Source organism: Providencia sp. PROV048 (genome assembly GCF_033688165.1).
Classification (GTDB): Bacteria; Pseudomonadota; Gammaproteobacteria; order Enterobacterales; family Enterobacteriaceae; genus Providencia; species Providencia hangzhouensis.
Genome location: NZ_CP096360.1, coordinates 3,560,022 through 3,579,612 on the forward strand (window position 1 = coordinate 3,560,022; position 19,591 = coordinate 3,579,612).

The 19,591-nt window shown below is 40.2% G+C and carries 19 protein-coding genes; 11 read left to right on the forward strand and 8 right to left on the reverse strand.

The features are described from left to right. Positions 1-48: 48 nt before the first annotated feature. A complete protein-coding gene (gene glpT / locus M1F26_RS15850; RefSeq protein WP_136135058.1) occupies positions 49-1,398 on the forward strand; it encodes a glycerol-3-phosphate transporter in 1,350 nt (449 codons plus the stop codon). A gap of 103 nt (positions 1,399-1,501) precedes the next feature. Beyond that, positions 1,502-2,575, forward strand: coding sequence for a glycerophosphodiester phosphodiesterase (glpQ, locus tag M1F26_RS15855; protein WP_200129285.1), 1,074 nt, complete (start codon positions 1,502-1,504; stop codon positions 2,573-2,575). Positions 2,576-2,674: 99 nt separating this feature from the next. Here glpQ and epmA read toward each other — a convergent pair whose 3' ends face one another. Next, positions 2,675-3,652 (reverse strand): elongation factor P--(R)-beta-lysine ligase, encoded by a 978-nt coding sequence (gene epmA, locus M1F26_RS15860; RefSeq protein WP_140171433.1) that lies wholly within the window; start codon positions 3,650-3,652, stop codon positions 2,675-2,677. 803 nt (positions 3,653-4,455) lie between these two features. Between epmA and frdA the strand changes: the two genes are divergently transcribed. The 4 genes from frdA to frdD are packed head-to-tail and all read left to right on the forward strand — an operon-like array spanning position 4,456 to position 7,758. Continuing rightward, positions 4,456-6,252 carry a fumarate reductase (quinol) flavoprotein subunit gene (gene frdA / locus M1F26_RS15865; RefSeq protein WP_004258614.1) on the forward strand — a complete coding sequence of 599 codons (1,797 nt, stop codon included), beginning with the start codon at positions 4,456-4,458 and terminating at the stop codon, positions 6,250-6,252. Beyond that, positions 6,245-6,979 (forward strand): succinate dehydrogenase/fumarate reductase iron-sulfur subunit, encoded by a 735-nt coding sequence (locus tag M1F26_RS15870; protein ID WP_140171431.1) that lies wholly within the window; start codon positions 6,245-6,247, stop codon positions 6,977-6,979. The genes frdA and M1F26_RS15870 overlap by 8 nt, the downstream gene beginning before the upstream one ends. Positions 6,980-6,993: 14 nt before the next feature. After that, positions 6,994-7,389 carry a fumarate reductase subunit FrdC gene (gene frdC / locus M1F26_RS15875; protein ID WP_004258617.1) on the forward strand — a complete coding sequence of 132 codons (396 nt, stop codon included), beginning with the start codon at positions 6,994-6,996 and terminating at the stop codon, positions 7,387-7,389. 15 nt (positions 7,390-7,404) lie between these two features. Continuing rightward, entirely contained in the window at positions 7,405-7,758 is a 354-nt protein-coding gene (gene frdD / locus M1F26_RS15880; protein ID WP_004258620.1) for a fumarate reductase subunit FrdD, read from the forward strand. 63 nt (positions 7,759-7,821) lie between these two features. Here frdD and tetR read toward each other — a convergent pair whose 3' ends face one another. Next, complete coding sequence (tetR, locus tag M1F26_RS15885) at positions 7,822-8,421, reverse strand: tetracycline resistance transcriptional repressor TetR (protein ID WP_318837591.1); 600 nt, start codon at positions 8,419-8,421, stop codon at positions 7,822-7,824. 80 nt (positions 8,422-8,501) lie between these two features. Between tetR and tet the strand changes: the two genes are divergently transcribed. Continuing rightward, positions 8,502-9,704 (forward strand): Tet(A)/Tet(B)/Tet(C) family tetracycline efflux MFS transporter, encoded by a 1,203-nt coding sequence (gene tet, locus M1F26_RS15890; RefSeq protein WP_140171427.1) that lies wholly within the window; start codon positions 8,502-8,504, stop codon positions 9,702-9,704. A gap of 309 nt (positions 9,705-10,013) precedes the next feature. Here tet and M1F26_RS15895 read toward each other — a convergent pair whose 3' ends face one another. The 4 genes from M1F26_RS15895 to M1F26_RS15910 are packed head-to-tail and all read right to left on the reverse strand — an operon-like array spanning position 10,014 to position 14,025. Then, positions 10,014-11,198: an MFS transporter gene (locus M1F26_RS15895; RefSeq protein WP_140171425.1), complete on the reverse strand. Its 1,185-nt coding sequence runs from the start codon at positions 11,196-11,198 to the stop codon at positions 10,014-10,016. A gap of 52 nt (positions 11,199-11,250) precedes the next feature. Further along, a complete protein-coding gene (locus M1F26_RS15900; protein ID WP_140171423.1) occupies positions 11,251-12,015 on the reverse strand; it encodes a helix-turn-helix transcriptional regulator in 765 nt (254 codons plus the stop codon). A 15-nt stretch (positions 12,016-12,030) separates the two neighbouring features. Beyond that, the gene (locus M1F26_RS15905) at positions 12,031-13,224 is read right to left on the reverse strand and encodes an MFS transporter (protein WP_140171421.1); all 1,194 of its coding nucleotides are present in this window, start codon (positions 13,222-13,224) and stop codon (positions 12,031-12,033) included. Positions 13,225-13,263: 39 nt separating this feature from the next. After that, positions 13,264-14,025 (reverse strand): hypothetical protein, encoded by a 762-nt coding sequence (locus tag M1F26_RS15910; RefSeq protein ID WP_140171419.1) that lies wholly within the window; start codon positions 14,023-14,025, stop codon positions 13,264-13,266. A 206-nt stretch (positions 14,026-14,231) separates the two neighbouring features. On the opposite strand from M1F26_RS15910, the gene M1F26_RS15915 reads away from it, so the two are divergent. Then, on the forward strand, positions 14,232-14,441 hold the full coding sequence (locus M1F26_RS15915; RefSeq protein ID WP_004908101.1) for a helix-turn-helix domain-containing protein: 210 nt from the start codon (positions 14,232-14,234) through the stop codon (positions 14,439-14,441). Between the two features lie 108 nt (positions 14,442-14,549). Here M1F26_RS15915 and sugE read toward each other — a convergent pair whose 3' ends face one another. Continuing rightward, positions 14,550-14,864, reverse strand: coding sequence for a quaternary ammonium compound efflux SMR transporter SugE (sugE, locus tag M1F26_RS15920; protein WP_004258648.1), 315 nt, complete (start codon positions 14,862-14,864; stop codon positions 14,550-14,552). Between the two features lie 269 nt (positions 14,865-15,133). On the opposite strand from sugE, the gene M1F26_RS15925 reads away from it, so the two are divergent. From M1F26_RS15925 to M1F26_RS15935, 3 genes are all read left to right on the forward strand, one after another. After that, positions 15,134-16,042: an EamA family transporter gene (locus M1F26_RS15925; protein ID WP_136135362.1), complete on the forward strand. Its 909-nt coding sequence runs from the start codon at positions 15,134-15,136 to the stop codon at positions 16,040-16,042. Positions 16,043-16,383: 341 nt separating this feature from the next. Next, the gene (gene cstA, locus M1F26_RS15930) at positions 16,384-18,477 is read left to right on the forward strand and encodes a pyruvate/proton symporter CstA (RefSeq protein ID WP_094961461.1); all 2,094 of its coding nucleotides are present in this window, start codon (positions 16,384-16,386) and stop codon (positions 18,475-18,477) included. A 248-nt stretch (positions 18,478-18,725) separates the two neighbouring features. Next, entirely contained in the window at positions 18,726-18,923 is a 198-nt protein-coding gene (locus M1F26_RS15935) for a YbdD/YjiX family protein (protein ID WP_004258665.1), read from the forward strand. 80 nt (positions 18,924-19,003) lie between these two features. On the opposite strand, the gene efp is transcribed toward M1F26_RS15935, so the two are convergent. Beyond that, positions 19,004-19,570 (reverse strand): elongation factor P, encoded by a 567-nt coding sequence (efp, locus tag M1F26_RS15940; protein ID WP_004258667.1) that lies wholly within the window; start codon positions 19,568-19,570, stop codon positions 19,004-19,006. Between the last annotated feature and the right edge of the window lie 21 nt (positions 19,571-19,591).

The window sequence follows — 19,591 nt, forward strand, 5'->3', positions numbered from 1 at the left end:
AGAGAAATGGAAGTGTAAATAAAAATTAGCATGCCATCGGAGGCGTATATGTTAAGCATTTTTAAACCAGCACCTCATATAGAGAGGCTGCCAGCGGATAAGATAGATCCTGTCTATCGTAAGCTTCGCTGGCAGATCTTCATGGGTATTTTCTTTGGTTACGCAGCGTATTATCTAGTCCGAAAGAACTTTGCGTTAGCGATGCCATATCTTGTTGAACAAGGTTTCTCTAAAGGTGACCTTGGTTTTGCATTATCAGGGATCTCAATTGCTTACGGATTTTCTAAATTTATCATGGGGTCGTTTTCCGACCGTGCAAACCCGCGTTATTTCTTACCAGCAGGTTTGATTCTCGCCTCCGCAGTGATGTTAGTCATGGGCTTCGTACCATGGGCAACATCAAGCATCATGGTAATGTTCGTATTACTGTTCCTTTGTGGTTGGTTCCAAGGTATGGGTTGGCCTCCTTGTGGGCGTACCATGGTTCACTGGTGGTCACAAAAAGAACGTGGTGGTATCGTTTCGGTTTGGAACTGTGCACACAACGTCGGTGGTGGTATCCCTCCATTACTGTTCATGTTAGGTATGGCATGGTTTAACGACTGGAAAGCTGCGCTGTATATGCCTGCATTGGCTGCTATCCTTGTTGCAATCATTGCATTTGCGTTAATGCGCGACACCCCGCAATCTTGTGGTCTTCCTCCAATTGAAGAGTACAAAAACGACTATCCAACTGACTATAAAGCATCAGATGAGCAAGAGTTAACTGCAAAAGAAATCTTCATGAAGTATGTTTTCCCTAACAAACTATTATGGATGATTGCGATTGCGAACGTGTTCGTTTACTTACTGCGTTATGGTGTTTTGGACTGGTCTCCAACTTACCTGCGTGAAGTTAAACACTTCGCAATGGACAAATCTTCATGGGCTTACTTCTTATATGAATACGCAGGTATCCCAGGTACGTTACTGTGTGGTTGGATGTCGGATAAAGTCTTCCGTGGTAACCGTGGAGCCACTGGTGTGTTCTTCATGGTTCTGGTAACCATTGCAACTATCGTGTTCTGGATGAACCCAGCTGGTAACCCAAATGTTGATATGGCATGTATGTTGATCATCGGTTTCCTAATCTATGGTCCTGTTATGTTGATTGGTTTGCACGCCCTTGAACTTGCACCGAAAAAAGCAGCAGGTACAGCCGCAGGATTCACAGGCTTGTTCGGCTACCTCGGTGGTTCTGTAGCAGCAAGTGCTATCGTTGGTTATACCGTAGACTACTTCGGTTGGGACGGTGGCTTCGCAGTCATGATCGGTGGTTCAGCACTGGCCGTTGTTCTACTGTTTATAGTGATGTTGAGCGAAAGCAAACATAAACGCGAATTAGCAAACTCACAATAAACATTCATCAAATGTTCATTGTTAATCGCTAGACTCGTGGGCTATATCAAAAAATGATGTAGCCCATTTTTTTACCCAAATAAAGTGCCAAGGAGATATAATCATGAGCTTTCCATTAAAAACATTGGTGGCTAGTATGGTTTTAGTGATGTCAGTGTCTGCTGTAGCTCAAGCTTCAAGTAAAGTTGTCATTGCACATCGTGGTGCAAGTGGTTACTTACCGGAACATACCCTACCTGCAAAAGCAATGGCTTACGCACAAGGTGCTGATTTTCTTGAGCAAGATTTAGTTATGACGAAAGATAACGAGCTCGTGGTCTTACATGACCATTATCTCGATCGCGTGACAGATGTTGCTGAACGTTTCCCTGACCGCGCCCGTAAAGATGGCCGTTACTATGCGATTGACTTTACCCTTGATGAAATCAAATCACTCAATTTTACAGAAGGATTTGATATTGTTGATGGTAAAAAAGTGCAAAGCTATCCGAACCGCTTCCCAATGGGCAAATCAGACTTCCGCGTTCATACTTTCCAAGAAGAGATTGAATTTGTTCAGGGATTAAACAAGTCAACGGGTAAGAATATTGGTATCTACCCAGAAATTAAAGCCCCTTGGTTCCACTTACAAGAAGGCAAAGATATCACCAAAAAAACACTCGAAGTCCTTAAAGAGTATGGCTATACCACCAAGGATTCCAACGTTTATCTACAGTCATTTGACCCTAATGACCTAAAACGTATCAAAAATACCTTGATGCCAGAAATGGGGATGGATATTAAATTAATTCAATTGATTGCTTACACCGATTGGAACGAAACTCAAGAGCAAAAACCTGACGGAACTTGGGTTAATTACAATTATGATTGGATGATGAAACCGGGTGCAATGAAAGAAATTGCGACCTATGCAGATGGTATTGGCCCTGATTATCATATGCTAATTAGTGAAGAATCCACGCCAACTAATATCAAAGTGAATGGCATGGTTAAAGAAGCTCATGATAACAAAATGGCAGTGCATCCGTTCACTATCCGTGTTGATAAGCTGCCAAAATACGCCAAAGATGGGCAACAGCTTTATGACATTATTTATAACCAAGCCGATGTCGATGGCGCCTTCACAGACTTCCCTGACTTAGGGGTTAAGTTCTTAGAACAGCAGAAACAAAAATAGTTTTCTGGGACAAAATAAGAATGCAGCCATTTGGCTGCATTCAGACTGCTGACAAACATATTATGTTTGGCAGCAAGTCTAATCGGTTTTGAAAATAAATTACGCGATAGTGACAGGGAATGCGATCACATCACTGATTTTATCTGCATTTAAAGCAATCATAATCAGCCTATCAACCCCAACTGCTACACCAGAACAATCAGGTAAACCATGCTCTAAAGCCGCGAGCAAGTGCTCATCAATAGGTGCAGTAGGTAGCCCCATTGCCGCTCGCTTACGGTTGTCTTGTTCAAATCGCTGGCGTTGTTCGCTTGCATCAGTGAGTTCATGGAAACCATTTGCTAGTTCCATTCCCTTATAATACACCTCAAAACGCTCAGCAACACGATGATCTTCCGTGCTAATTACGGCAAGAGACGCTTGGGTTGCAGGGAAATGATACACGACTGCAGGCTTTTCTTTACCAATATGAGGCTCAACGCCCATGGTAAATAGCAGTTGAAGTAAGGTATCTTTATCTTCTTCCTGATCCGCGATATTGCTCAAATCTAAACGGGCTGCAGCCTCACGTAATTCACTTTTTTCAGCAGATAATGGGTCAATATCCAAATAGCGTAAAAACGCTTGTTGGTATGAAAGTAGCTCTGCACTCTCACATTCTAAAACTTGTTGCAGTAGGTCATCCACTTCATTGATCAAGCGATACATATCAAAATGCGGGCGGTACCACTCTAACATGGTAAATTCAGGGTTATGATGTCGCCCTGCTTCTTCATTTCTAAAGCTACGACCTAACTGATAGATAGGGCCACTACCGGCCGCTAATAAACGTTTCATGTGGTATTCAGGGCTGGTCATTAAATATAAATTAATACCTTGCGCTGCACCAGGGCCCACAAAACGCGTTTCAAATGGAACAAGATGAATGTCAGTGACTGTAGCCTGACTCATTGCGGGGGTTTCGACTTCAAGTACACAACGATCAGTAAAAAAACGTCTGATTTCCGCAATTATTTTTGCGCGCTGTAACAGGTTAGCGATGGGGGCGGTTGGCTGCCAATTCGCTATATCACTCATTAAGATGACTCCAAAATAAACTTAGTCGTGCAGTGTACCCACCTCACAGGCAACACACAATGCATTTACACTGATAATGCATATTTATCTGAACGTAAATACTTGCAACTGTCGGCATGATGATGAGTAAGTAGAGATAGCCTGATTATCTCTTGCTTTATACGATTAGGCAAAGCCTTTACTTTTAGCTTTATCCTACAGAGGTGGGAAGAGTAATGAAAGTAGCCAGAAACATGATTAATTCTTATATTATGTGACATATCTGTTACTAAAAAAGCGAAACGATTCGCTTTCTCAATCTATTTTAAAATTTTCTGTTCAAAATTAAATTTATTCTAAATAATAAATAGTGAGACTCCTCGCAAATTAGCATTCAATATGAATTAAACTCTTCAGCTATAATAATAGTATTAATCACTTATTATTGATAAAACCTGAGTAATTCACTTGGTTTTATACACTAAAAGTCTATGTAAATTTAATGATAATCATTTGAAATTCCTTTTTATTCGGTGTTAACAGCCTAGAAAATCCAGTAATGTAAAAACAATTTATAAAAAGAAGATCTACCTCACACTTTATCACTAAATTTGGCCAAAACACCCCTCTATATCAAATTTATCTTGAGGACTATTCGCTATAATTCACAGCATGATAAGTCATTATTAGCTATTATATTATTTACTATTAAAAAACAGATATTTCGTAGTTTAGCTTTAAGTTGAACTGAAAATGACGTAGCTAATTATCAAAAGTATTTAAAAGAATTTATCAATTTTACACTTGAACAATGGAGAAGCGCAGTGCAAACCTTCAATGCCGATTTAGCGATTATCGGGGCCGGGGGCGCAGGCTTACGTGCAGCAATTGCTGCCGCTGAAGCAAATCCCAATATCAAGATTGCTCTGGTCTCAAAAGTATACCCAATGCGTAGTCACACTGTGGCCGCAGAGGGGGGATCAGCAGCAGTTACTCAGGCTCATGACTCCTATGACTATCATTTTAATGATACTGTAGCTGGTGGGGACTGGCTGTGTGAGCAAGATGTTGTCGACTATTTTGTCGAACACTGCCCAACAGAAATGACCCAACTAGAGCTATGGGGCTGCCCGTGGAGCCGTAAACCAGATGGTTCAGTTAACGTTCGCCGTTTCGGTGGAATGAAAATTGAGCGTACGTGGTTTGCTGCTGATAAAACTGGCTTCCACATGCTCCATACCCTGTTCCAAACTTCATTAAAATATCCACAAATTCAACGTTTTGACGAACATTTTGTTCTCGATATCATTGTTGATGAAGGCCAAGTCCGTGGTCTTGTCGCGTTAAATATGATGGAAGGAACAAAAGTCCAGATCCGTGCTAATGCCATCGTGATGGCAACTGGCGGTGCTGGACGCGTTTATCGCTACAATACCAATGGCGGTATTGTAACCGGTGATGGTATGGGTATCGCATTCCGCCATGGCGTGCCGCTGCGTGATATGGAATTTGTTCAATATCACCCAACTGGGTTACCGGGTTCTGGTATCTTAATGACCGAAGGTTGTCGTGGTGAGGGCGGGATCCTTGTCAATAAAGACGGCTATCGCTACCTGCAAGACTACGGAATGGGGCCTGAAACTCCACTAGGTAAACCTGAAAATAAATATATGGAACTGGGTCCACGTGATAAAGTTTCCCAAGCGTTCTGGCACGAATGGCGTGCAGGCCGTACGATCAGCACTCATCGTGGTGATGTCGTCTATCTGGATCTACGTCACCTTGGCGCAGAAAAACTGCATGAGCGTTTACCATTTATTTGTGAATTGGCGAAAGCCTACGTAGGTGTTGACCCAGTAACAGACCCAATTCCTGTTCGCCCAACCGCTCACTACACCATGGGTGGTATCGAAACGGATCAACGCACAGAAACACGCATCAAAGGCCTATTTGCTGTCGGTGAGTGTTCTTCTGTTGGCTTGCACGGTGCAAACCGTTTAGGTTCTAACTCATTAGCTGAATTAGTTGTATTTGGTCGTCTGGCAGGTGAAGAAGCCGCTCGCCATGCTGCTGAAGCAACACCAGCCAATGCAAATGCTATCGAAGCCCGTACTCGTGATATCGAAGCTGACCTCAGCAAACTCATGAACCAAAAAGGGAAAGAGAGCTGGTCGAAGATCCGCGACGAAATGGGTATTTCAATGGAAGAAGGCTGCGGTATCTACCGTACCCCTGAATTAATGCAAAAAACCGTTGATAAAATTGCTGAGCTGAAAGAACGCTTCAAACACGTCGAAATTACCGACCATAGCAGCGTATTTAATACTGACCTACTGTACACCATTGAATTAGGCTTTGGCCTTGATGTGGCGGAATGTATGGCTCACTCTGCAATCAACCGTAAAGAATCACGTGGTGCACACCAACGTCTCGATGAAGGCTGTACTGAGCGTGATGATGTTAATTTCCTTAAACATACTTTGGCATTCTATAACCCAGAGGGCTCCCCTCGTTTAGAGTACAGTGACGTGAAAATCACGAAATCTCAGCCAGCTAAACGTGTTTACGGTGCCGAAGCTGAAGCTCAAGATAAGGCGAAGAAGGAGCAAGCTAATGGATGATATGAAACACCTAAAAGTGGAGATCATGCGTTACAATCCGGAAACGGATAGTGAGCCCCATTTGGTGACGTATGATGTCCCTTATGACGAGCAAACTTCTTTGTTAGATGCGTTAGGCTATATCAAAGATAATCTCGCTCCAGACCTGTCTTACCGCTGGTCCTGTCGTATGGCGATTTGTGGTTCTTGTGGCATGATGGTGGACAAAGTGCCTAAACTGGCTTGTAAAACATTCCTGCGTGAATACCCGCAAGGCATGAAAGTTGAGCCATTAGGTAACTTCCCAATCGAGCGCGACCTTGTTGTTGATATGACCCACTTTATTGAGCGTTTAGAGGCGATCAAACCGTACATTATCGGTAATGACCGTAAACCTTCTGAAGGCCCAAATAAGCAAACGCCTGCCCAGATGGCAAAATACCATCAATTCTCAGGCTGTATCAACTGTGGTCTGTGCTATGCAGCTTGCCCACAATTTGGATTAAACCCAGAGTTCATCGGTCCAGCCGCGATTACATTGGCAGAGCGCTACAATTTAGATAACCGAGACCATGGTGCGAAAGAACGCATGACCTTGTTAAACGGTGACAATGGTGTCTGGAGTTGTACGTTTGTAGGCTACTGCTCTGAAGTCTGTCCTAAGCATGTCGACCCTGCGGGTGCGATCCAACAAGGTAAAGTTGCCAGTGCGCAAGACTTTGTTATCGCCATGCTGAAGCCACGATAAGGAGAATTGAAGTCATGACAACAAAACGTAAACCCTATGTAAGGGAAATGAAGGGCGATTGGTGGCAAAAGCTAGGTTTTTACCGCTTTTATATCATGCGTGAAAGTACTTCAGTCCTTCAAGTCTGGTTTAGTATCTTAGTCCTATATGGAGTATTTGCACTCAAGAGTGGCCCTGAATCATGGGCTGGCTTTGTTGGGTTCTTAAGTAACCCAATCATTCTTATCATTAACATTATTACTTTGGCAGCAACATTATTGCACACCACCACGTGGTTCAATCTTGCACCAAAAGCCGTCAGTATTATTGTGAAAGATAAGAAAATGTCTGATGAGCCTATCGTTAAAGGCTTCTGGGCTCTCACGATTGTTGTTACGGCAGCAATCTTAGCTATCGCATTATTATTTTAATCTAAGGAGAATCTGATGAATCTAACGCCTAAACGTTCCGATGAGCCGATTTTCTGGGGATTATTTGGTGCCGGTGGTATGTGGAGCGCCGTAATTGGCCCTGCAATCATCATTCTGTTAGGGATTTTAATTCCTCTCGGCGTTGCACCAGAAATGCTTAGCTATGAGCGCATTATGGCATTTAGCCAAAGCTTTATTGGCCGCGTATTCTTATTACTGATGATTATTTTGCCAGTTTGGTGTGGTATGCACCGTATCCACCATACGCTGCACGACTTTAAAATCCATGTCCCTGCGACAAAATGGGTTTTCTACGGCGGCTCAGCAATCATTAGCGTTATTGCAATTATTGGTGTATTTACTCTGTAAATAATTCAATCACACATTATTTTAATAAAAGGTATGACAGCACATTGTCATACCTTTTCTTTTTTAGGGCTTAAAGCCTCGAATAATTGATTCTAAACCAAACAAAAATGCTTCTGTTCCATCATCATTATCCATGATTTGAACAGCTTCCTTTAATAACAATGGCATCGCCTCGTCTTGTTCAACATCTCTCTCACCCATTGCCGCTAAATGCTCTTGCTGCTCAAGTACTGAACCCAATGTAAAGTGCCCCACTGCACTCACTGCATAAAGGCCACTTTTTAATGAAAAACCGCTATCAATCATAAATTGTAATTGTTTTTCTACGGTGGCGTATTGTTCTGTACTAGGGCGTGTTCCTAAATGTACCTTTGCTCCATCACGATAACTGAACAAGGCTCGGCGAAAACTTAATGCGTTATGGCGCAAAAACTCTTGCCACGATTCCCCCTCAACGGGTAATGCATGGTCATGATGTCGTTTTAACATTTCAACCGATAATGCATCCAACAATGTGCGCTTGTTCTTTACATGCCAATACAGTGTGGGTTGCTCAACCCCGAGCTTTTGAGCCAATTTTCGCGTTGTCAGTCCTTCCATTCCCACTTCATTCAGCAAATCTAGTGCAGCCGTAATAATGGTTTCTTTATCCAATCTTGCCATCGCTTTCCCCTTAATTTTTATTGACACTCTATCACTGATAGGGGTGCATTCCAACTCTATCAGTGATAGAGAAATGGATAATGAATAAATTTGCGATCACGGTATTAATGATCACAGCCCTTGATGCGATGGGGATCGGTTTGATCATGCCTGTTTTACCTGCTTTACTGCGTGAATATGTCTCCATAGAACATTTGGCTAATCATTACGGCATACTGCTCGCACTCTATGCCATCATGCAGGTATTTTTTGCTCCAATATTGGGTAAATGGTCCGATAAATTCGGCCGCCGACCCATTTTGCTTCTTTCCCTCGCCGGAGCCGCGCTGGACTATACTTTGTTAGCTTTATCGAGCTCACTTTGGATGCTGTATTTAGGCCGTTTAATTTCAGGGATCACTGGCGCAACAGGCGCAGTAGCCGCTTCTGTTATTGCAGACAATACACTGCCACAAGAACGAACCAAGTGGTTTGGTCGCTTAGGTGCAGCTTTTGGTATTGGCTTAATCGCAGGGCCTGCGATTGGGGGTTTTGCAGGGCAACTCTCTCCTCATCTTCCTTTTGTTATTGCGGCTATTTTGAACGCGTGCTCTTTTGTCGTGATCTGGTTTATTTTTAAAGATCAACGCAAATTCGCTGAACAGGATGAGCAGAATGGGGAGCTACCGTCACCCGTTCCCTTCATGCAAGTGGTAAAACCCGTGATTCTGCTACTTTTCGTCTTTTTTATAGCGCAGTTAATTGGTCAAATCCCTGCAACGACTTGGGTGTTGTTTACCGAAAACCGCTTCCAATGGAATAGCATGCAAGTTGGGTTATCCTTAGCAGGCTTAGGCGTTATGCATACCTTATTTCAAGCCTTTGTCGCAGGTGCAATAGCCAAAAGATTCAATGAAAAAGTGACAATCATTGTCGGCTTTGTCGTGGATGAGGCCGCATTCATTATTTTGTCATTACTGACAGAAGGCTGGATGATTTACCCAACATTGGTCTTACTCGCTGGTGGCAGTATTGCATTGCCAGCGCTACAAGGGTTGATGTCAGCTCAAGTTAATCAAGCTAACCAAGGTAAATTACAAGGGATTTTAGTCAGTTTAACCAATGCCACTGGAGTTATTGGTCCATTATTATTTAGTTTTATTTTTGGTCAAACACTCGCAACATGGGATGGCTGGGTATGGCTGATTGGTGCGATGATGTATGTTTTATTGATCGCATTTATTTTATCTTTTCATAGAAGTAGCAGCCAGATAGTTAAAATAACGAAACTGCCGGAGAGCTAAGTTTTAGCATGTCAATATCAAGTGCTATGATGGCCTTATCAGATTTGCTTTTGGAACATGACGTTAAGAGATATTTCGATGACAATACAACCTAAAAAGCCGAGAACGAAACCAGCAAAAGAAAGGCTAGATAACCTGATAAACGCATCATCTGAACTTAAATCATGGTATGAAAATAACGTCAAATACTATGTCGAAAAGCAAAATATTTATATAGTTAATAAGGTAACTATCTGATTTTTCGTTACTGTAACCCTATGATGTATTGATATTTAACCCCCCTTAAGGGGGATTAAATCATGACTAACACTAAACAGGATTTGGTTTTGGCAACCAAGTAGATATAAAGTAGGAAAGCCCACAAACCGCAACAAATAGCCCAACATAACCTAAGTTAAAGTGACCTAAATAACCGACAACTAAAGGCGTTATCCCCCCGATAGAGGCAGAGGCGCCATTGTACCCTACGCCTAGTATTGTTGCTTGCCCATTAGATTTATCCATCAGTACGGCCGATAAATTACACAATATCATCGCTGAATATACGGACATAACGACTTGAGCGAAAAAGACTAGAAGTAAATTATCTAGCTGCAATGAAAAATAGAGTGGTACTGAAAGCAATACCATCCCAATGACTCCCATATTAAAAACAGATTTAACTGAGCTATATTTATCGGTTAACCAACCACATATCAGCATAAAAATTAACAATAGACCGGACGAAAATATCTCATAAAAACTCTTTATCTCGTCTATCATTAATTTTTCAATAATTAATGAAGTTGATAAATTTTGAGAGTAGAAAGTGACAGTATCAGGAATGGTAAATAAGAAAACCCAAAATACATGGAGCCAACTTAATATTGGTTTTTCATCTAATTCACTTTTATAATCCGGTAATTTTGCTCTAAACCAAAAACTAATTAAAATATTAATTAAACCAATTAATAGTGGGAGCCTCCAGCCAATTGACTGCATCGCTTCTTCAGAAAATGTGTTCTTTAACATGAAAACGACAGCTAATGATGCGATTACTCCACATAAAGAACTACCAACAATAATTGATGAAACTCTAGATTGAATATTCCCATCTAAATCCTTAAATAAATAAGTGATTAAAGAAGGAAATTCCCCAGCAAAACTAAAAGAAAGTGCTAATTGTAAAATTAATATTACTAATGGCGTATAGTTCCCTAATAATTCAATGGGTAACAGTGCCATCATTAATGTTGCCGTACCGGTTATCATACTTGTTAATACTAGAGCTGATTTTTCCCCTACCGTATCAGCATATCGGCCTATAACATACCCACCTAGTGGGCGGATTAAAAAACGTAATGCAAAAATCCCCCATACCATTTCCGTTGCTTGTGTATAACCTAAATTAGTTAATTCCGTACTTAAATAAGTGGATATAGCCGCAAACACAGCAATATCATAATACTTTAAAGCATTACCTGCGACGGCGCCAAACATGAATCTCCATTTCATTATTTATCCCTTTTCTATTAATCAATTTCCTTGTAGAAAAATATTCTCATATTTAAGGGTAACTCACCAAAGATTCCAAACACGCAAGAGTAATGCCATTTTCTTTTAAAGCCTGAAATAAACCACTAGGTGAAGTATAAGAGCAACCTAGTTTTTCTTTAATGCGTAGAATACGTTTATTTTCTGTCGCTTCCGAACAACCTTGAATATAACTAATTTCCTTTACTCGGCAATGTGATAATAATAAACGAATAGTTATCATTTCTTTACGGGTAAAACGAATGTTACCAAAACGCATATAATGATGAAAATCTAAAATATCTCGGTTATTATCTTCAATTTGTTGAGATAAGCTTATGTCCGCCCTAAGTGGCAAAATAATATTTTCATTATTTTTCCAGACATGCTGGGAGTAATCAGAAATAACAGCTCTTAATTTATAGAGCTCTAATAACTCATTAGATGAGAATTTCTTTTTTGAATTTATTGATGTAATTTCATATACACCGCCATATTGAGTACAAAAATCCACTTTCATTTCTTTCTTATCTGTTTTAGATAATGTTTTTTGAAATTCGGCAGAGTAATTATTCCAATATTGAATACCAGGGATTAATCTTTCCTTTACTTTTTTATCTAGATCATCATCCCAAAACATTAAAACCCACCCATAGTGGTTTGAAATAACTTTTACATCATTATTTATCACATCCACTCTACTATAAGTAACATCTATATCATTCCAATCGAAATACTTTAAAAACTTATTACCAAAACCAGAACAAGAAAGTTCTAGGTGTTTATTTTCTATATTCATATGTCACCCTTAAATTTAAATAGTTAATAACCTTTGTTTTTTACTCAATAACAATGAAACAAATAGAGTTAACGAACTCAACGAAACAAAAACACCAACCAAGGAAACATCAATGAGGACTAAATAATTGATAATTAAAGGCGTTACCCCTCCTATAATCGTCGATGCAATATTGTATCCCATACTTAAGGTTGTAACTTGTCCATTGGCGGGTTTTGCCACAGCATAATTCCAATTACATAAAACCATCGCTGAAATAATAATAATTGACGATTGAGAGATAAGCACTAATGATAAAACCTTAGTCGACATTAGGTAATAAATAGGAATTGATAGTATGGCAGCAAGCTTTACCCCTAAGTTAAAAACCCGTTCAGCGTAACTGTATTTATCGGTTAGCCAACCAACTATTGCCATTAAAAGCAATAATAACGTTGATGATATCATTGAATATATGCTTTTAAATTCTTCTAGCTCTAACTCCTTAAGCAAAAAAGAAGATGAAAAATTTAAGGTATAAAAAATAACTGACCCAGGAATAACAACCAGTAAAATATTAAATACCTTAAGCCAATCTATTTTTTGGCGCCCATCATACTCAATGGGTTGGTCTGGTAAGCGATAGCGAAACCAAAAACAGATCAGTATATTACCTAGACCTAATAGTAGTGGTATCCTCCACCCCACCCTTTGCATGGTTTCAGGGTCTAATATATTTTCGAGAATGAACACGACCCCTAATGAGCCAATAACACCAACAACCGCACTTCCGGTTAACAACGCAGAAATTCTACCTCGTTCTTGGGGTTTAGAGTCTTTATATAAATAAGTAGACAGTGATGGGCTTTCACCCGCATAACTAAAAGATAACAACATTTGAAGAAATAAGATGGCTAAAGGCGTATATACCCCTAAGAGTTCAATAGGCAGAAATGCCATACATAATGTTGCACTACCGGTAAGAATACTGACCAAAATCATGGCCGGTTTTTTACCGACTTTATCTGCATAACGGCCAATCACATACCCACCTAGTGGCCGTATAAGAAAACGTAAAGCAAAAATACCCCACACCAGCTCCGTTGCTTGCTGATAACCTAAGCGAGTTAATTCTGCACTTAGATATGATGAAATCGCAGCAAAAATTGCAAAATCATAAAACTCAAGAGAATTCCCAACCACAGCACCAAAACGTAATTTCCATTTCATAAAATGATCTCATATCCCTATAGGAAACCAATAGTTAAATTAATTAATAGGCATTAACTTTTCTAAGCTTGCTAATGTAATCCCGTGATCTTTCATTACCGAAAAACATTCCTTTTGAGATACCATTTCACAGTTTAATTTTTTCTTGATATTGTTAACCCTGATATATTCGTCCTCCTCCGAACAGCCTTGAATACCGCTAATTTCCTTAATATTTCGGTGGGAAAGCAACAAGCGGATGGTTAATACTTCTTTATTTGAAAATGACAACTGCCCAAAACGTATATAATTAGATATTTCATTACCCCTGCAAATAATAGGTGCGGTTTCGTCTAATTCAATTTTTTGGCGTAACGGTAATGCCACCGTTTTATTTTCAGACCATTTTTCATATGCATATTCAGAAACGATTGAACGCCATCGATATAATGAAAGTAAATGATCATATGGGACTTTATGGTTCGCATTGAGTGAAAATATCTCAAATAAATTATTGTATCTATTGCAAAAATCAATTTTTTTATTTCCTTTATCTAATTTGGTTAAAATTTTCTGGTATGCATCTGAATAATTACTCCAATATTGAACGCCCGCAAATAACCGTTCTTTTAATGATAAATCCATATCATGATGCCAATAAATTAATTGCCATTCATAATCACTAGATAATGTGTATATATTTCTTTCGTCAACATTAACAACCGTATAATGGATACCAATATCATTCCAATCAAAATAATTATATAGATCTAATTTCATTCTAGCACTTATTTTTTCCATCCTATTGTTTTCTATATCCATAAAAATCACCTTTTAGTTATTTAAATAAAAATAAAGATAATAAAAACGTTGAATCTATATCTTTAACACATAAAAATAAATATTAAAAGTCCAAAATTTAAAGGTATTCAAAATTAAGAATTATTTTTTTATCTTTATATCTCAATTGAATTACAGTTCATTAAAATAATTTAAATTATATTTATATATTAACTATTGGAGATCATATGAAACAAGACTGGCACTCGGCTGATATTATTGCAGCAATAAAGAAAAAAGGTTCTTCTCTTTCACAAATATCACGTTCAGCAGGGTTAAACTCATCAACATTAAATAACGCCCTATCAAGACGCTGGCCAAAAGGAGAGCGCATTATTGCCGAGTTTTTGGGTGTTGCACCATCTGAAATTTGGCCATCGCGTTATAACGAAAAATAACATAAGAATTGTTTTCTCTATGCCCCCAAAAATATCAAAAAAAGCGGGTAACTTTCTCTGTCACCCGCTTATTATTCATTTTTAATTAAAAAATGCTTAATTTGAAAGCTAACTTGATACTTTTAAACCAATTAGCCCTGTAATAATCAAGGCAAGGCTTAATAAGCGAAACATATTCGCTGATTCCCCAAGAAAAATAATCCCAACAATTGCCGTACCTACTGCACCAATACCGGTCCAAATTGCATAAGCCGTGCCGACAGGTAAGTCACGCATTGCGTAAGCTAACAGACCCATACTCGCAATAATCGCAATAATGGTAATGATACTCGGTGTTAAACGTGTAAAACCGTGGGTATATTTTAAGCCAACAGCCCATACAACTTCTAATAAACCCGCAAATAAAAGGACGATCCAAGCCATAGCTGGTTGCTCCCGTTAAATACTCGGGGTCGTCCCCATATTTAAATGACGTTAATTCAGGTCGTCCTGAATACGTATGAAGTGAAAATCCATTATAAACATTCATGTAACAAGACTCAAGCAACTAAAAATAACAAATAAGCGCAAATCAGCAATAATATTTAACCTTTTTATACTGTTTTTTATGATTAAGCATCATAACCATCGCACTCAAAATTATACACAGGTAAAGTAGATGTCTTATCTGGCAAGTTCATCGAGAAAACAGCATGAGTCTCAGAGACATCTTACTCGCCCTTTGTGTGGTGATTATTTGGGGAGTTAACTTCGTTATCATTAAGCTCGGGGTAACTGCACTTCCGCCGTTATTATTAGGTGCCTTACGCTTCATGTTTGTGGCCTTTCCCGCTATTTTTATTTTTAAACGCCCTAAAATTCCATTCAAATTATTACTTCTCTATGGGCTAACGATTAGCTTTGGTCAATTCGCCTTCTTATTTTGTGCTATTCGAGTTGGAATGCCTGCGGGTATAACCTCTGTCATATTGCAATCCCAAGCTTTCTTTACCCTATTACTTGGCGCAATGATTTTAAAGGAATCATTACAGCCAACCCACTTTATTGGTATGTTTATCGCGATTGCAGGGCTGACGGTGTTAGCCAATGGTGCCACTGCCGGTGGGCTTGATGATATCCCATTACTCGGATTAGCATTCACTTTAATTGCTGGATTATCATGGGCTTGTGGTAATATCACTAATAGAATTATTATGAAACAGGAAGGCGCAGAGAAATGCAGCGCCCTATCTTTAGTCAGTTGGAGTGCTCTGATCCCAATTATTCCGTTTTTAATTAGTTCATGGATTTTAGAAGGTGAAGAAGCAATTATTGAAGGGCTATCTGGTTTTAATTGGTCGGTCTTTGGTGTCATTATCTATTTAGCTTATTTATCAACATTTGTTGGCTATGGGATCTGGGGTGTCTTACTTGGTCGCTATGAAGCGTGGCGTGTTGCTCCTTTTTCATTGTTAGTTCCCGTCTTCGGTTTAAGCAGTAGTGCATTATTTCTTGATGAGCACATTAATGGCGTACAAGTTGCAGGCCTTGTTTTAATCATGTTTGGCCTAATTACTACACTTTTTGGTAAAAAAATAATTCAAAAATTAAGACATACCTAATTAACCCATTAATAATCGAAGGTTTTTTAACTTTCGATTATTTACCCTACCTTTCCCCATCCCCTCATCGATAAAAATACATCATCAGTCATTAATTTCAAAATAAACAATAAATCAAGATAAAAAACCAATCCAATAGATAACTGCTAGTTCAAAACCAAATAAAATCCAATAAATAATCCTAAATTAGTGATACTGGCTACAATTCTGAAATTTATCTCAAATTTCAATTGGGTGTATCGGTTTAGCTACTTTTTCTTTGACTTAAGTCTGGTTATACCTTTCTCAGTTTTACTTAAACAAATAACAAAAAGTAATCAACTGAACAGATGGGGATGGCTATGGGTAAACAATTAATATGGATTGTGCTCGCATTACTTGGTGCTTTTTCACTGGGTTACATCGCCTTAAATCGAGGTGAACAGATTAATGCCCTGTGGATCGTTGTTGCAGCCGTGTGTATTTATCTGATTGCATACCGATATTATGGGCTTTTTATTGCTAAAAAAGTACTCCAAGTTGATGCAACTCGTATGACACCAGCAATTCGTCATAACGATGGCTTAGACTACGTACCAACAGATAAAAAAGTATTATTTGGCCACCACTTTGCCGCTATCGCAGGTGCTGGCCCACTTGTCGGCCCTGTACTTGCGGCACAGATGGGGTATTTACCAGGCATGCTTTGGCTACTTGCCGGGGTTGTGCTAGCAGGGGCCGTACAAGACTTTATGGTGTTGTTTGTTTCAACACGTCGAGACGGCCGTTCACTGGGTGAATTAGTTAAAGAAGAAATGGGTAATACGGCAGGGGTTCTGGCTTTAATTGCTTGTTTTATGATTATGGTGATTATCTTAGCCGTACTCGCTATGATTGTCGTAAAAGCCCTCACGCATAGCCCATGGGGAACTTACACCGTTGCCTTTACTATTCCATTGGCGATTTTTATGGGTATTTATACCCGTTATATACGGCCAGGACGCATTGGTGAAGTCTCTATTATAGGGTTAGTTTTCCTCGTATTTGCAATTATCTCTGGGGGTTGGGTCGCTGAAAGCGAAACTTGGGCACCTTATTTTGACTATACTGGTGTTCAACTCACTTGGATGCTAGTGGGATATGGCTTTGTTGCCGCTGTACTTCCTGTTTGGCTGCTACTTGCCCCACGAGACTACCTATCAACCTTCTTAAAAATCGGTACTATTATTGGTTTGGCAATTGGTATTTTAATCCTCAATCCAAATCTACAAATGCCATCGCTGACCAAATATATTGATGGTACAGGCCCGGTTTGGGCAGGTGACTTGTTTCCATTCTTATTTATTACCATTGCTTGCGGTGCCGTTTCTGGCTTCCACGCACTGATATCATCGGGTACCACACCCAAAATGTTGGCGAATGAAAACCAAGCTTGCTTTATCGGCTATGGTGGCATGTTGATGGAATCTTTTGTAGCTATCATGGCGTTAGTCGCCGCTTGTGTGATTGACCCGGGTGTTTATTTCGCCATGAATAGCCCCATGGCAATGTTAGCTCCCGCAGGTACACAAGATGTAGTCGCTTCTGCTGCCCAAGTCGTCAGTAGCTGGGGCTTCCAGATCACCCCTGAACAGCTTAACAGCATTGCTAATGATGTGGGTGAAACCAGTATTATTTCACGTGCCGGAGGTGCTCCAACACTGGCTGTTGGGATGGCGTATATTCTCCACGGTGCCCTTGGCGGTCTAATGAATGTCGCTTTCTGGTATCACTTTGCCATCCTATTTGAAGCGTTGTTCATTTTAACCGCGGTGGATGCAGGAACTCGAGCGGCACGCTTTATGCTGCAAGATTTACTGGGTGTGGTTTCTCCATCCTTGAAACGTACCGATTCGTTACCCGCAAACTTGATAGCAACCGCGCTATGTGTGCTGGCTTGGGGTTATTTTCTTCACCAAGGTGTTGTCGACCCACTTGGCGGTATTAACACCTTATGGCCATTGTTTGGTATCGCGAACCAAATGTTAGCGGGTATGGCATTAATGCTGTGTGCTGTGGTACTGTTTAAAATGAAGCGCCAAAGATATGCATGGGTCGCTTTAGTCCCAACTGCATGGTTGTTAATCTGTACGATGACTGCAGGCTGGGAGAAAACGTTCAGTGAAGATGCCCGTGTTGGTTTCTTAGCTGTCGCAAATAAATTCCAAGCAATGATTGATAGCGGTAATATTCCAGTTCAATATACGGAATCTCAATTAACTCAGTTAATTTTCAATAACCGCTTAGATGCAGGATTAACTATTTTCTTTATGATTGTTGTGGTATTACTGGCTCTATTCTCCATCCGCACTGCGTTGAAGGCATTAAAATCCGACCAACCAACAGCGAATGAAGTACCATACGAAGCCATGCCAGCCAACTATGAAGAAATCGTGGCAAATACACGCCATCATTGATTTTCGCGGAAAAGCTTGTCACTGTTTAGGACATATACTCTTTCTCCAAAATAATTCACGTTGGAGCAAGGCGGCAAAGAAGATAATCCCTAGGAGCATACTCCAGTATGTGACTAGGGTTAGCGAATGAAGCCAACGCAGCAATAGCGTGAAGTATGAAGGAGAAACTAGGAGCATACATAACAGTATGTGACTTGGGTAGCCGAGAGCAGCCAACACCGCTACAACACAAAGTATGACGAGGATTTATGTTTGGAGAACTGGGAAAAGCAGCCCGCTACCTAGGCCAAGCGGCAAAAATGATGGTCGGCGTCCCCGATTACGACAACTACGTCGCTCATATGCAAAAAACGCACCCTGACCAAACTCCCATGACCTATGAAGAGTTTTTTAAAGAGCGCCAAGATGCACGTTACGGTGGTAAAGGTGGGTTTAAGTGCTGTTAGGCCTTAAAAAATAGACAAAAAAAGCCGTGGCATTCCGACCACGGCTTTTTATTTTTAACGATTCAGTATAGGATCAACCGTTATTTTACGCGTGAAACATACTCGCCAGAACGAGTATCAACACGGATCACTTCACCGATCTGAACAAACAGAGGAACCTTAACCACTGCGCCAGTGCTCAGTGTTGCAGGTTTACCACCTGTACCTGCGGTATCACCTTTCAGGCCAGGGTCAGTATCAGTAATTTCTAACTCAACAAAGTTAGGTGGAGTGACCGCGATAGGACGGCCGTCCCACAGTGTTAAAATACATTCTGCTTGGTCAACTAACCATTTCGCGTTATCGCCAACGGTTTTTTCGTCCGCTGCTAACTGTTCGAAAGTTTCGTTGTTCATGAAATGCCAGAACTCACCGTCGTTGTACAGGTAAGTTAAGTTCATATCCATGACATCTGCACCTTCAACAGAGTCAGTAGACTTAAATGTTTTTTCCAACAGTTTGTTAGAAATCAGTTTACGGATACGCACACGTGCGAACGCTTGACCTTTACCTGGTTTGACGAATTCACTTTCTAAAACGACACAAGGCTCGCCATCTAACATGATTTTAAGACCTGAGCGGAATTCATTGGTACTATAAGTAGCCATGGTGATCCTCTAATTTATAAA

Coding starts and splice junctions, on each gene's coding strand:
- M1F26_RS15935 (WP_004258665.1), top strand. CDS start 18,726: ATGTTTGGAGAACTGGGAAAAGCAGCCCGCTACCTAGGCCAAGCGGCA.
- frdD (WP_004258620.1), top strand. CDS start 7,405: ATGAATCTAACGCCTAAACGTTCCGATGAGCCGATTTTCTGGGGATTA.
- M1F26_RS15915 (WP_004908101.1), top strand. CDS start 14,232: ATGAAACAAGACTGGCACTCGGCTGATATTATTGCAGCAATAAAGAAA.
- M1F26_RS15895 (WP_140171425.1), bottom strand. CDS start 11,198: ATGAAATGGAGATTCATGTTTGGCGCCGTCGCAGGTAATGCTTTAAAG.
- frdC (WP_004258617.1), top strand. CDS start 6,994: ATGACAACAAAACGTAAACCCTATGTAAGGGAAATGAAGGGCGATTGG.
- tet (WP_140171427.1), top strand. CDS start 8,502: ATGAATAAATTTGCGATCACGGTATTAATGATCACAGCCCTTGATGCG.
- epmA (WP_140171433.1), bottom strand. CDS start 3,652: ATGAGTGATATAGCGAATTGGCAGCCAACCGCCCCCATCGCTAACCTG.
- M1F26_RS15905 (WP_140171421.1), bottom strand. CDS start 13,224: ATGAAATGGAAATTACGTTTTGGTGCTGTGGTTGGGAATTCTCTTGAG.
- M1F26_RS15870 (WP_140171431.1), top strand. CDS start 6,245: ATGGATGATATGAAACACCTAAAAGTGGAGATCATGCGTTACAATCCG.
- M1F26_RS15925 (WP_136135362.1), top strand. CDS start 15,134: ATGAGTCTCAGAGACATCTTACTCGCCCTTTGTGTGGTGATTATTTGG.
- glpT (WP_136135058.1), top strand. CDS start 49: ATGTTAAGCATTTTTAAACCAGCACCTCATATAGAGAGGCTGCCAGCG.
- M1F26_RS15900 (WP_140171423.1), bottom strand. CDS start 12,015: ATGAATATAGAAAATAAACACCTAGAACTTTCTTGTTCTGGTTTTGGT.
- M1F26_RS15910 (WP_140171419.1), bottom strand. CDS start 14,025: ATGGATATAGAAAACAATAGGATGGAAAAAATAAGTGCTAGAATGAAA.
- glpQ (WP_200129285.1), top strand. CDS start 1,502: ATGAGCTTTCCATTAAAAACATTGGTGGCTAGTATGGTTTTAGTGATG.
- tetR (WP_318837591.1), bottom strand. CDS start 8,421: ATGGCAAGATTGGATAAAGAAACCATTATTACGGCTGCACTAGATTTG.
- cstA (WP_094961461.1), top strand. CDS start 16,384: ATGGGTAAACAATTAATATGGATTGTGCTCGCATTACTTGGTGCTTTT.
- sugE (WP_004258648.1), bottom strand. CDS start 14,864: ATGGCTTGGATCGTCCTTTTATTTGCGGGTTTATTAGAAGTTGTATGG.
- efp (WP_004258667.1), bottom strand. CDS start 19,570: ATGGCTACTTATAGTACCAATGAATTCCGCTCAGGTCTTAAAATCATG.